Source organism: Pedobacter sp. KACC 23697, from assembly GCF_045348445.1.
Taxonomy (GTDB): domain Bacteria; phylum Bacteroidota; class Bacteroidia; order Sphingobacteriales; family Sphingobacteriaceae; genus Pedobacter.
Genome location: NZ_CP157485.1, coordinates 3,967,734 through 3,980,675, shown reverse-complemented (window position 1 = coordinate 3,980,675; position 12,942 = coordinate 3,967,734). Strand labels below are relative to the sequence as shown.

At 39.4% G+C, this 12,942-nt stretch carries 14 protein-coding genes; 8 read left to right on the top strand and 6 right to left on the bottom strand.

What is annotated here, in order from left to right:
• Positions 1–86 precede the first annotated feature (86 nt).
• Entirely contained in the window at positions 87–926 is an 840-nt protein-coding gene (locus tag ABEG20_RS15965; RefSeq protein WP_406824278.1) for a sulfurtransferase, read from the bottom strand.
• A gap of 110 nt (positions 927–1,036) precedes the next feature.
• Positions 1,037–2,116 carry a 4-hydroxythreonine-4-phosphate dehydrogenase PdxA gene (pdxA, locus tag ABEG20_RS15960; protein ID WP_406824277.1) on the bottom strand — a complete coding sequence of 360 codons (1,080 nt, stop codon included), beginning with the start codon at positions 2,114–2,116 and terminating at the stop codon, positions 1,037–1,039.
• A 190-nt stretch (positions 2,117–2,306) separates the two neighbouring features.
• On the opposite strand from pdxA, the gene rsmA reads away from it, so the two are divergent.
• Positions 2,307–3,092: a 16S rRNA (adenine(1518)-N(6)/adenine(1519)-N(6))-dimethyltransferase RsmA gene (gene rsmA, locus ABEG20_RS15955; RefSeq protein WP_406824276.1), complete on the top strand. Its 786-nt coding sequence runs from the start codon at positions 2,307–2,309 to the stop codon at positions 3,090–3,092.
• A gap of 223 nt (positions 3,093–3,315) precedes the next feature.
• A complete protein-coding gene (locus ABEG20_RS15950) occupies positions 3,316–3,915 on the top strand; it encodes a thioredoxin family protein (protein ID WP_406824275.1) in 600 nt (199 codons plus the stop codon).
• Positions 3,916–4,053: 138 nt separating this feature from the next.
• Here the strand turns inward: ABEG20_RS15950 and ABEG20_RS15945 are convergent, their stop codons facing one another.
• Positions 4,054–4,335 (bottom strand): ATP-dependent Clp protease adaptor ClpS, encoded by a 282-nt coding sequence (locus tag ABEG20_RS15945; RefSeq protein WP_025143968.1) that lies wholly within the window; start codon positions 4,333–4,335, stop codon positions 4,054–4,056.
• A 214-nt stretch (positions 4,336–4,549) separates the two neighbouring features.
• Between ABEG20_RS15945 and ABEG20_RS15940 the strand changes: the two genes are divergently transcribed.
• A complete protein-coding gene (locus ABEG20_RS15940) occupies positions 4,550–5,596 on the top strand; it encodes a 3-oxoacyl-ACP synthase III family protein (protein WP_406824274.1) in 1,047 nt (348 codons plus the stop codon).
• Positions 5,597–5,693: 97 nt separating this feature from the next.
• Here ABEG20_RS15940 and ABEG20_RS15935 read toward each other — a convergent pair whose 3' ends face one another.
• Together ABEG20_RS15935 and ABEG20_RS15930 are read right to left on the bottom strand one after the other, a co-directional pair.
• A complete protein-coding gene (locus ABEG20_RS15935) occupies positions 5,694–8,144 on the bottom strand; it encodes a hypothetical protein (RefSeq protein ID WP_406824273.1) in 2,451 nt (816 codons plus the stop codon).
• The gene (locus tag ABEG20_RS15930; RefSeq protein WP_406824272.1) at positions 8,110–9,135 is read right to left on the bottom strand and encodes a hypothetical protein; all 1,026 of its coding nucleotides are present in this window, start codon (positions 9,133–9,135) and stop codon (positions 8,110–8,112) included. The genes ABEG20_RS15935 and ABEG20_RS15930 overlap by 35 nt, the downstream gene beginning before the upstream one ends.
• A gap of 29 nt (positions 9,136–9,164) precedes the next feature.
• On the opposite strand from ABEG20_RS15930, the gene dtd reads away from it, so the two are divergent.
• From dtd to ABEG20_RS15915, 3 genes are all read left to right on the top strand, one after another.
• A complete protein-coding gene (dtd, locus tag ABEG20_RS15925) occupies positions 9,165–9,617 on the top strand; it encodes a D-aminoacyl-tRNA deacylase (RefSeq protein ID WP_406824271.1) in 453 nt (150 codons plus the stop codon).
• A gap of 92 nt (positions 9,618–9,709) precedes the next feature.
• Positions 9,710–11,251, top strand: a complete 1,542-nt coding sequence (locus tag ABEG20_RS15920) for a glycosyltransferase family 39 protein (RefSeq protein WP_406824270.1) — start codon at positions 9,710–9,712, stop codon at positions 11,249–11,251.
• Positions 11,241–11,567, top strand: coding sequence for a nucleotide pyrophosphohydrolase (locus tag ABEG20_RS15915; RefSeq protein WP_406824269.1), 327 nt, complete (start codon positions 11,241–11,243; stop codon positions 11,565–11,567). The genes ABEG20_RS15920 and ABEG20_RS15915 overlap by 11 nt, the downstream gene beginning before the upstream one ends.
• Positions 11,568–11,597: 30 nt before the next feature.
• Here the strand turns inward: ABEG20_RS15915 and ABEG20_RS15910 are convergent, their stop codons facing one another.
• Positions 11,598–11,900 (bottom strand): DUF4286 family protein, encoded by a 303-nt coding sequence (locus ABEG20_RS15910; RefSeq protein WP_406824268.1) that lies wholly within the window; start codon positions 11,898–11,900, stop codon positions 11,598–11,600.
• A 107-nt stretch (positions 11,901–12,007) separates the two neighbouring features.
• Here ABEG20_RS15910 and ABEG20_RS15905 point away from each other — a divergent pair, with 107 nt between their 5' ends.
• The gene (locus tag ABEG20_RS15905; protein WP_406824267.1) at positions 12,008–12,271 is read left to right on the top strand and encodes a hypothetical protein; all 264 of its coding nucleotides are present in this window, start codon (positions 12,008–12,010) and stop codon (positions 12,269–12,271) included.
• 18 nt (positions 12,272–12,289) lie between these two features.
• Positions 12,290–12,844: an N-acetyltransferase family protein gene (locus ABEG20_RS15900; RefSeq protein WP_406824266.1), complete on the top strand. Its 555-nt coding sequence runs from the start codon at positions 12,290–12,292 to the stop codon at positions 12,842–12,844.
• The last annotated feature ends 98 nt before the right edge of the window (positions 12,845–12,942 follow it).

Genomic DNA, 12,942 nt, shown 5'->3' with positions numbered 1-12,942 from the left:
AGATTTAAAATGTTTTTTTAAAAATTGTTGATGTTAACTCTTGATTTTTAGGCCTTATCCATTAAAAGCTGTAAAGTATTACGGTATTAGCCGGCCAAAACCATTTCCTTATTATTTCTGCTCCATTCACTCCAGGAGCCCACGTAAAGTTTTGGGATTGGTAAACCTGCATAATCCATGGCTAAAATGGTATGGCAAGCGGTAATACCTGAGCCACAATGTACAATCACATTTTCGGGCCTCACCTGCGCCATGGCTTCTTCGTATTTTTCTTTTAATATTTCAGGGGCAAGGAAAGCGCCTGATGGGGCTAGATTCTCCGTATAAGGAATATTGGCTGCGCCCGGAATATGTCCGGCAACTAAATCGATAGGCTCGGTGAGGCCTGCAAAACGATTTGCATCGCGCACATCAATTACAATATAATCGTCCGTTTTGGCTACCTTTTCAACTTCATTGATGTCAGACAGCGGTAAAGCCCATTCTTTTGTTGCGTAAGGCGAAACAGATTTTGGAATTTCTATTTTATCTGTAGTCGGAAAACCTGCTTTAACAGCTGCCAGAAATCCTCCATCAATTACCTGCACCTTTTCATGACCGATAGCCTTCAACATCCACCATAACCTCGCTGCTGCGTTACCACCGTTTTTATCATCGTAAACGATAACATGGCTGTGTTCAGTAATCCCGAGTTTTTGCAACACAGCGGAAAACTGTTCAGGGGTTGGTAAAGGATGGCGGCCACCAATTGCAAAATCTCCAATGTTGGCTAAATCTTCATTTACATCGGCAAAAAGTGCTCCGGCCAGATGTTGTTCATCATACCTGGCTTTTGATCCTGCGCTGGCATCGATCATGACGATTTCATCATCCTGGTTTAACCAGGTTAATTCTTCGGGTTTGATGATGGGTGATAGGGATTTCATTTTATTATTTTTATAATTCCTGCAATTTTGGGCCCGCTCTTTAAACATCTAATCCTCGGTCCTGCTGACTTTCGGACTTCCGACCCCAAGTTCTTTAAAAACCTTCTACCTTAAGAAGCATCATCTTTAATATCAAACTGCGTTTCAACCACTTTTCCACCTGTGCGTAATTGGTTGCCCAACATCTCCTCTTGCTCGCGACGATTTTTGACAATGTGGATGGCCGAAAACAAAGCTTCGGTAAATGAAGTTGAATCAGCTAAATTTTTACCTGCAATATCGTAACCTGTTCCATGATCGGGAGAGGTACGGACAAAGTTTAAACCGGCGGTATAGTTTACACCATTATGGAAAGCCAATGTTTTAAAAGGAATTAATCCCTGATCGTGGTACATGGCCAAAACGGCATCAAACTGTTTGTAGCTGCCGTTGCCGAAAAATCCATCTGCAGGGTATGGACCAAAACATACAATTCCTTTATCGTAAGCTTCCTGAATGGCCGGCGTAATAATTTCTGCTTCCTCTGTACCCAATAAGCCATTGTCGCTGGCGTGTGGGTTTAAGCCCAAAACAGCAATTTTTGGCTTTTCGATCCAGAAGTCTTTTTTTAAACTTTCGTTAATCAGTTTTAACTTATTTACAATTTTATCTTTCGTAATTGACGTTGGAACATCTTTCACCGGAATGTGGCCGGTTACCACGCCAACTCGTAAATTTTCGCTGATCAGAAACATCAAGACATCTTTACTGCCACTTTTTTCCTGCAGATATTCGGTATGGCCCGGAAAAGCAAAAGTTTCGGATTGGATATTATGTTTATTAATTGGAGCAGTAACCAAAGCATCGATATCGCCGTTTACCAGGTCGGCTGTTGCACGCTCTAATGATAATAGTGCATATTTGCCACCTGTTGCGGTAACCTGACCCAATTCAATTTTTACATCTTCTTCCCAGCAGTTGATCATGTTGGCCTTTTTTGGCAATGCCTGGTTGGCACTATTTACCACATTAAAGCTGAAATCACCTAAGCTGTTCGCCTTTCTATGAAAAGATGAAACTTTGGTATGGCCATAAACAATTGGAGTACAATAATTTAAAATGGCAGGATTGGATAATGTTTTAATGATTACCTCTAAACCTATGCCGTTTACGTCGCCTATACTGATGCCAATTTTAAGTTTATTGCTCATAATTACTGGAAAATTTTAGCGCAAATTACTGATTTTCGATTAAAGAGGCGCTTAACGGATAAAAATTAGTTATTTTGTGCAAAATAGAGTAGCCACGGAAACACGGTTTGCACGGAGGGGGAAAGGGTTTTCTTATTCTACAGAAAATTTTTCTATGGTTTCTGTGCCTATGCGGTAAATAAAGCGTAAGATGAGTTTAGTAAAAGCAAAAAAACATTTAGGACAACATTTTTTAACCGATAAGGGCATTGCTAACCGCATTGTTGAGGCTTTGGTGAATACCGATAAATATAGTCAGGTTTTAGAAGTTGGGCCAGGAATGGGAATCTTATCTGATTTTTTGCTGCAGCGTAAAGATTTAACAACATATCTGATTGATATTGATATGGAATCTTTCCATTTTTTGAATGAAAAATACCCGCAGCTTGGCGATCGGTTGATAAACGGCGATTTTTTAAAGCTTGAGTTTGACGCTATTTTCCCCGGACAATTTGCCATTATTGGTAATTTTCCTTATAATATCTCCTCGCAGATTTTATTTAAGATTTTAGATAACCGCCATAAGGTTGTAGAAATGGTGGGGATGTTCCAAAAGGAGGTGGCACAGCGTTGTGCGGCGCCGGCAGGTAGTAAGGAATATGGTATTTTGAGTGTGTTTCTCCAGGCTTATTATAAAATTGAGTACCTGTTTACGGTTAAGCCAGGTACGTTTAATCCGCCGCCGAAGGTACACTCTGCCGTGATCCGTCTAACCCGCAATGAAGTGGAGACTTTAGACTGCGATGAAAAGTTATTCTGGCGGGTGGTTAAGGCCGGTTTTAACCAGCGGAGAAAAACCTTGCGCAATGCCGTTTCTGCGGTGATGCCTAAAGATAAAATGGACGATCATATTTATTTTGAAAAGCGTGCCGAACAGTTAACTGTTGCAGATTTTGTGGCTTTAACAAAGCATGTAAGTAAACTGATGACAGTTTAGTGGTACAATCGCCGTCCGTGATCCGATAGCTATCGGATCGGGTTTAATTAATACAAGTACTGTAATTGCAAGGAACGATAATTGTAAAAAAATACCATTCTGTTGCCGTTATAAAATCTGTGTAATCCCAAAATCTGTGCAATCATACGCTTGCGTTTTCTTGCAAAATCATGATTGTTTTAAGTTAATTTCTCCCTTTCTTTGCTGCATAATTTTAAACATCATGGTTAATTACAGCGAAATTTTCAGCGAACAAGGAATGGATTATCAAACCTATCGTGCATTGATTGATCAACTTCTGTTAGAGGGAAAGGCTACCGGCGATGTAACTTATGATTTGCACTACACTAAAATGAATGTGCAGCGCATGAACCGCGTAGATAAAACGATTAGCTTAAATGATGACTTGATATCAACTATTGAACAGCTTAAAGAAAATTATAAGTTTCTGGTGATTACCGAAGGTTGGTGTGGCGATGCTGCGCAGATTGTTCCGCTTTTCAATAAAATCGCAACAGCCTCTTTAGGTAAAATTGACCTGAAATTTGTACTTCGGGATAAAAACCTGCCACTGATTGACGCACATTTAACCAATGGGGGTAGGGCTATTCCGGTTTTAATTGTTTTAAATCAATCGGCCGATCAGGTTTTGGCAACCTGGGGTCCACGGCCACAGGTTTTACAGGAACTTTTAAAAGAATGGAGGACGGAAACTTCCGAAATGCCGGTTTTGGCGGAAAAACTTCACGGCTGGTATGCTAAAGATAAAACACAAACTACACAGGTTGGGTTAACTGCGCTTTTGAAAGGATTGGAGGGGTAATATTATAGTCTCTTTTACACGATCGTCACCCTGAACCGAGCCTTAGCGAGCTCACCGAAGGTAATTTATTTCAGGGTCTTCTTCTTACTTAAATAGATGCTGAAACAAGTTCAGCATGACGATTGGCTAGAAAATGCCCTAATCAACCGAAACCGTCAAACCTTCTTGCTGCAAAATTTTGCGGTACACTTCCATTTCTGTAAATGATCCTTCTAAAACAGGGCATTTACCTTCATTATGCACTTTCCATGCAATTTTTTCGGCCTGCGATTCGTTATAATCCAGGTATTTCATCATGCAGTAAATCACATGGTCGAAAGTATTGATATCATCATTCCATAAAATAAGGCGATGTACAGTTTTTAAGGAAGTTAAAATTTCTTCGAGCGTAAAGGTCTCTTCTTTGGTTTCTGTAGACATGGTACAAAAATAACTATTTTTATGTAAGATGTAATAGGTAAAATGGATGATCATTTGACTTATAGCTAAATATCCTCTCTTGGGTTTACATTCGCAACATTCAATCGATTATGTTTTTAATGAATGAAGTCCGTACTGCCTCTTACATCGTACATTTTATCTATTCTTCCATCTCTTTTAATACATTTGTTAATCAACTAATATAAACACGAGCATGCACCAGTCTAAAATTGCAGGAATAGGTTATTACGTTCCGAAAAATGTATATACCAACGATGATTTGAGCCGTTTTATGGACACGAACGATGCCTGGATCCAGGAACGTACCGGTATTAAAGAACGCCGTTTTGCCGACCGTAATGAGGAAACCACTACTACTATGGGTATCGAAGCGGCTAAAATTGCCATCGAAAGAGCCGGGATTACGGCTAAAGAGGTAGATTTTATTGTTTTTGCAACACTTAGTCCTGATTATTATTTTCCGGGATGTGGGGTACTGCTGCAACGCGAAATGGGCATGGGTGAAATTGGTGCTTTGGATATCCGGAATCAATGTTCTGGCTTTGTTTATGCTCTTTCGGTAGCCGATCAGTTTGTAAAAACCGGCATGTATAAAAATGTTTTGGTAGTGGGAAGCGAAAAACACTCATTTGCCATGGATTTCGAAACCCGGAGCCGTAATGTATCGGTAATTTTTGGCGATGGTGCTGGTGCAGTAGTATTACAGCCTACGGATGAGCCGGGAAAAGGAATTTTAAGTACACATTTACATAGTGACGGTGCCGATGCCGAAATTTTGGCCATGTATTATCCCGGTTCTCATGCCAATAAATGGTTAAAAGATAAACCTGCCTACCCGGAACAGGAACTGGGTGGTTTGTTTATGACAAATGAAATTTTAGAGAGCGGTGCCGCCTTACCTTATATGGATGGTCCGGCAGTTTTCAAAAAAGCGGTAGTGAAATTTCCAGAGGTAATTAAAGAGGCTTTGGCCGCTAATCATTTAACCGAAAAAGATATTGATATGCTGGTGCCACACCAGGCAAACTTGCGTATCAGTCAATATGTGCAGCAATTATTAGGTTTAAAAGACGATCAGGTTTTTAATAATATCCAAAAATATGGCAATACCACGGCAGCTTCCGTGCCGATTGCCTTATGCGAAGCTTGGGAAGCTGGTAAAATTAAAGATGGTGATCTGGTTTGTCTCGCTGCATTTGGATCGGGCTTTACCTGGGCCAGTGCGCTGATCAGGTGGTAGCTGTAGATTCGTCATTTTGAGCGGAGCGCAGCGAAGCCGGGAAATCTGCTTTGATAGATCTCTCCATTTCGCTGCGCTTCAGTGGAGATGACGCTACTTATTGCGTTTTTGGCTTGATAAAATCTCCTAAATAACTGCATTCTCCTGCTGCAATAGCGTAAAAAGGCGTTTTGTTGTAGTTAAGCCTTAATTCTTTAAGATATGGGTTATTATAATTGGCCTTGATAAAATTTTTCCATTTTACATCTGTTTTATCATAATAGTAAAAAGATAATGGATTCGCGTTCATAATAATCTGTTTTTGCAAACATTTAGCCAGCATAAAAGTACATTTTGCCTTAAAATCAGCATTGGTGCTTAAGGCCCTCGCTTTCAAATACCATGCTTTTGCGGTTTTCGCCTTTTTATAATCCCCATCGTATACATATTTCGCTGGTGTACTGTTATCATAAGATGACCAATCGTAACTGATCAGGAACCAGCTGTTGCCAAAATAACCTGTTTGGTAAACCGCATTCGCCATTTTATAATAATAAAGTGCAGCATTCTTTTTGTCACTAACTGTTAATTTCTGTAAACGGAGCATTTCTGCAGCAAAAGTTTTTTTAGTAATAGATGCTTTCGCTGTTACATACTTTTTAGGGAAATCGTTAATGGTTTCGATAAATGGGTTGGCATAAAGTTTAGTATTCTCCCCATCTCCGTACCAGTTTTCAGGAGCAAAATATTTATAACCTGCCGAAACCTTTGCAAACATTTGAACAGCTTTGTCGTATTGGTGTGTACGCAGGTAAGTAGTACCATAAAGCTCATAAAAATCGTCGTTTTTGAGTTGGTTTAGAGCCGAAGCCAGTAAACCGGTAACATCATTGCCCCCTGCTTTGGTTTTATAAAGCGCTAAGCCCTGCATACTTTTCGGACTCAGGTTGTTCTGCCAAAAATTAATGCTCTGATAGCTCATATTCTGGAAAAGCGAATTCTCTTTTAGTGTTTTGTGTTCCAGATCGCCTTTAACCATTGCCAGTGCTGCTTTTGCCGTATCGCCCATGCTCAGATAGGCCGGGGCCAATATCTGCTGATAAAAATTCCTCGTCGTTCTGCTGAAACGTTTATTGGCCTGATTGTCATAATCATATTGCCCGTTGGGTTGGTTTTTATTTTCTGCAAAACGTTTTTCATCCAGCCATTTTAGTGTGGGTAATAAGTCGTTCTCGTTAAATACGTTACCTTTTTTGATGTTTTTTGCCTTGATCAACAGATCGATAATGCGGTATTGGTCGCGCAGTCTTTCAGGCAGTTTATCTGGTTTTAAAATGGCCAGGTAATTTGATGCCAGAGGATCGTTATTCTCCATCCAGGATAAATAGGCCGCGGTTAAATTACCTAGTTCTGGCTGCGGATATTTCTTTTCGGTGGCAAGCTTAACAGCAAAATTCCTGATTTCATTTAGGTGTTTTAGATGAACATTTTTTAAACTGTCTTTATATTTTGGATTGCCGCTATCCGAAAAGTAATAATTATAACCAATTTTTGCAATGTCATTTGCTTCAATAAGATCTTGCTCCAATTTATTTACTTCGCGTACCAGTAATGTGCCATTCAACTGGCTTTTGGGTTCATAACTATAAACTTTGCTGATGCTTTCTATGCCCGAATCGGCATTGCCAAAACCATTAATTGCCCATATATTGGCTTTTTCATTATTGGTTTTGGCATATTTTAAAGCACCTTGAACCGGAGAACTGGTGTAGTAATAGTTTTTGTAGGCCTGTATTCTCCGCTCCGGGTTACTGGCAAAAACCTTTGAGAATAAAAAAGCAGATTCATCCGGATTGCCCAACCTGCGGATGGAACCGGCATATAAAGCCAACGCCCATCCTTTAACGGCACTATTTACCTTGCTGGTTTTAACATAGGTTTCATAAGTTGATTTACTCTCTGTATGCAGGCCTGCAAAATGGAACATCCGTTCCGTTTGGTAAGCATAACGTAATTTCAGAAAATCGTCTTTTTCAGCTACTGTTAATTTTAAACCTTCCCGGGCTTTGGCAGCCATTGTTGCGGTATCACGCGGTGTTGCATCCCAGAGGTTAAATGCCACATTGGCCAATGGCTCACAACTTTTGGCAAACTGATAATATTTTAAAGGCGCTTTGCGTTTGCCTAATGCCTGGATAAAACTATTTTGTTGGAGGCTATCAGGCAATTGCGAAATATTACCGTCAAAATTAAACAGTTTTACATCCGTAGCACTATCGGTTCTGTACATTACTTTTAGTACATCCTCTTTTTTAACATCGAGGAATTTAGCCCATTCACGGCTATTGATCTCCGGCTCGCTTTCTACATCCGTTTCGCTGTTAAGATAAACCATTTGGTTGTAGGCAAAGGGCGAATATTCATCTCCTTCAATATTGTTATGAAAATAAGAAATATAATAATCGTAAGGGTCTATCTCACCGCCACAGGCAAGATTTACAGCAATTTCGCCGAAAAAAGTAATCAGGAATACACTAAAAATCAGCGATAACTTTTTGAAGGTCTTCATGCTTAAAATGTTTTAAAAGGTCGATGTCTAAATGGTAAAAAACGAGGTTACGTTCTCTGGGGGCTAAATATCGGGATAAAAATTTGGAGGTTAAAAGTAAATCTTTAGCAGAAACCTGTTCCCATCTGATCACGTCTCCCTTTTTTAATCCAGCAGCAGGATAATCAATCAGCAAGTCGTAAAGAATGGAATTTTCGCGCCTTTTAAAGAGCCTTTTGTCTTCAATCTGGGTTTTGCCGATCCGTTTGGAAATACCTGAGTATTGTTTGTTTCTGAATACTACTGCCCATTCAAAAAGAGGCAGTGCAACATCAAGTGGCAAGGGGTATTGTTCCAGGTAATCTTTGAGGTATTGATCCATTTCATGCTGATCCAATATCGAGTTTTGATCGCCGTATTTACGCAGGTTGCCCATGTTGTAACACATTAAGATAGCCTTTTCTACTGGAGGTACACCACTCGATACGATGTTTTTAACCTGATGCAGACGTAAGGTTACCGAAATGGTTTTTCCCTTTAAAAGCGGTCTTGCCTTTAACTGTTCGAGGAATTTAAAATACCTGTTCCTGGTGCCTTTAGTCCAATCGCAATCGATCTGAAGTTCGTGGTAATTTTGTTTTCCGGCCTGTTTTACCTTTGCGGCTACAAATTTGGCAATGCGATCGGCCATTACTATGGTCTGCGTGGTATCAATCTTATTAAAAACCTGGTTAACGATAAACACTACCGGTATAATGTCGGTCTGTTGGGGTATCGGATCCGAAAATTTAATTGGCGATATGGGTACAGGCAATTGCAGATCCGGATTAAAATCTACATCCATCATCCGCACATACAAGGATTTTGACTTAAATTGATCAAGATAATCAGTTTCTGCTTTTTTGTTCTGATAATCCGTTCTCCAATAATAAAAAGTAGGGTGAACAACCGGTTTTTGCTTACAACCGAAGAAGAGAAATACAGAGATGACTAAAATACTTATCTTGCGCATACAATTGATTTGAGCAAAAATAGTATAAAATGCGGGCAGTTTTACAAAGAGTTATACAGGCAAGTTGTACAGTCGATGGTGAGATAACAGGAGCCATTGAAAACGGATTTTTAATATTATTAGGTATTGAAGAGGCTGATACTTTAGAAGATTTAGAGTGGCTGGCACAGAAGATTATCGGTATGCGCGTTTTTGGTGATGAAAACGGAATGATGAATAGGGCACTTGGCGATGTGGGTGGAGATATTTTGCTGATCAGCCAGTTTACCTTGTTTGCATCTACCAAAAAAGGAAACCGCCCGGGTTTTACCAGGGCAGCACGACCAGATGTAGCGATTCCACTTTACGAGAAAATGATCGAAAAGCTATCGGATTTATTGGGCAAGAGAGTAAAAACAGGAATTTTTGGCGCTGATATGAAAATTGCACTCTTAAACGACGGACCGGTTACGATTCTGATTGATACAAAAAATAAGGAATAATTCAAGTTTGAACAACAGCCACGTAACTTATCAGGTCTGGAATGGTCAAAAAAGTAATATTAATTTATTCCAAACTTTTAACCTAAGCTTATATGAAAGATAAAAATCCGAACCGTTTAACTGCATATGGTTTTTTGGTATTTTTTTTAGGACTAAAACTAATTTTATCTTTTGTATTGGTTAATTCGGTTTATGAATTACAACGCGACGAGTTTCTCCATTTAGACCAGGCCAATCACCTCGCTGCAGGTTTTACTTCCGTTCCGCCTTTAACCTCGCTGTTTTCATGGCTGATCAAAGCTTTTGGAAATGGTGTTTTTGTGGTAAAGCTGGTACCCGCAATAATTGGGGCCATAACCATACTGTATTGCTGGAAAATCGTTGGTTTTTTAAAAGGGAACTTATTGGCCAAATGTTTGGTTGCCGTAGCCTGTATATGTTCTTCTTTGCTAAGGCTAAATACCCTTTATCAGCCCAACTCCTTTGATGTTTTAGCCTGGACAGCCATATTCTATTATTTATTGAGGTATTTCGATCAAAAAGAGGCTAAATATCTGTATGCTTTTGCTGTTTTTGTGGCGTTAGGTTTTTTAAACAAATACAATGTCCTGTTTCTGATCATTGGTTTGTTGCCAGCCATCATTATTACCCCAAATAGAAAAATATTCACCGATAAACACCTTTACCTGTCTATATTACTGGTGGTTTTAATCATTTCGCCTAATGTAATCTGGCAGATTGACAATCATTTCCCAGTGCTTAAACACATGAAACTCTTGCGGGCAACACAATTGGTGCATGTAAACCGGTTCGATTTTTTCATCGGGCAGTTTCTCTTTTTTATCAGTTCAATTTTTATTCTTTTAGCGGGGATCGGCAGTTTGATTTTTTATAAAGATTTCAGGAAATACAGCTGGATTATTCTGACCTACATTATTACCCTAATCATATTTAGCTATTTTAAAGCAAAAGATTACTATGCCTTAGGTTTATATCCGGTTTTACTGGCTTTTGGTGCGGTTTATTTAAGTCGGGTTTTAGTAAAGAAACATATTCTATCGGCCTTGCTGTTCGCTTTTAATATTGGCACATTTATTTACCTGCTCCCACTTTTGATGCCGGTTTATAGTCCTGCACAAATTATTGCCCACCATAAAAGGTTCGAGCGGGTAGGCGCATTACGCTGGGAAGATGGCAAGAACCATGAGTTGCCTCAGGATTATGCAGATATGCAGGGCTGGAAAGAACTGGCCGCAATTGTTGATATTGCTTACGGTAAGGTTAAAGATAAATCTGCTGTATTGATACGTGCCGATAATTATGGACAAGCAGGTGCGGTCAATTATTATTCAAAGTATAAAAACATTAATGCTGTATCGTACAATGCCGATTACCTGTACTGGTTTAAAATGGATAAGCCCATAAAAGATTTAATTTTAATCGAATGGGCTGGCGATGAAGATCCTCAAAGGAAGAGCGAGCAACCATTATTTGATAAAATTACTAAAATTGGCGAATTGAAAAATCCTTATGCCAGAGAAAAAGGTGCGGCAGTTTTTTTACTGGAAGGCGCAAAAAAAGAAGTTACCGGTATCATAAAATCAGAAATAAAAGAGGAAAAAAATGACTATTAACGAAGCACAGGAAACAGTAGACAGGTGGATAAAAACTACAGGGATCCGTTATTTTAATGAATTAACGAACACGGCCATTTTGATGGAAGAGGTTGGGGAGGTTGCAAGGATTATGGCCCGTAAATATGGCGAGCAATCGTTTAAAAAAAGCGACGAAGCCGTAAACCTGGCCGATGAAATGGCCGACGTCATGTTTGTGCTGATCTGTCTGGCCAATCAAACCGGTATAAACCTGACCGATGCCTTGGAAAAGAACCTGGAGAAAAAGAGTATCCGCGATGCAGAAAGGCACAAGAATAACGAGAAGCTCAAATAAGTCCGGAGTCCTTAGCCGGGAGTCCGAAGTCTAAGCGACGAATTCCATCAAACTTCTATAGGCAACAAAACGGTTCTTAAACCTTTCGTTTAACTCGGCCTGTAAAGCTGGTGCAAATTCTTCCTGGTATTTATGATAGTGATCCAATGTTTCCACAACGTATTGTGAGCAGTAAGTTACCCCTTCATTAGGTGAATCAACAACCTTTAATAAACGGTTAGAAACAAATAAACCTGTAGCCATAACCTGTGGAATATGAATATGCTGCATCCACTGTAACCATTCTTCGGCTGCTGCATCTTCGAGGATGAGCGTAACATTATATAAAAACATACACAAAGGTAGATAAATATATAAATGTTAAAAATTGATGGATGTAGATTTTATTCTTAAAAGTGGTCTTAATAACTTAAATTTGGCGATTCTTATTGTTTTTTAGCATGATACGAACCAACGCCTCTCACAAAATAGATAATTCAACGCGCAACTACATTTATACAGGTTACCTCACTGCCATTTTTGGTGGCGTTTTGGGGCTGGTTATCGGCTGGGATTTAATGAAAAAAAAGCGGACATTAAATACCGGTGAAAAAGTTTTTTCTTATTCCTTAATGGATAGACAACACGGTGCCAGGATTTTAATCTTAGCCGCAATTTGCTTCATTTTGTTATTAACGTTAACTATTATTGCATTAGATGCCTAAGTTACATGCAATATTAAAATGATCACCATCACTACATCTTCTACCAAAGATCTAAAAGGGATTCTTGAACTTCAAAAGCAGAACCTAAAACAGAATTTAGCACCCGCACAAATTACAGCACAAGGTTTTGTCACGGTTTCGCACTCGACTGATGATCTGGAAAAGATGCATCGATACGAGCCTAATATTGTTGCAAAAGATGGTGATGTGATTGCAGCCTATGTGTTAGCAATGACCGATCAATCAAAAAATGATATCCCGAGGCTGGTTGAAATGTACGAAAGTTTCGATGATATTTTATACCATGAGAAACCGGTTTCTGATTATCATTATATTGTGGTCGGCCAGGTGTGTGTAGGGTATGATTATCGGGGCAAAGGCCTATTTGATGAATGTTATCAAGCTTACAAAGATTATTTTAACGGTAGATATGACTTCGCAATCACGGAGATCGCCAGTATTAATTTAAGGTCAATGAATGCGCACAAGCGTGTTGGCTTTGAGGTGATTTACACTTATACAGATCGTACCGACGTAGAGTGGAATGTGGTAGTTTGGGATTGGAAACAATAGATTCTTTTGCTTTTGCGAATGGTGTTTTGAGCGAGGTTAACCGAGTTGAACAATTCACCATGTAGTTTACAATTCTCAGTTACTAATGGCTAATGAAC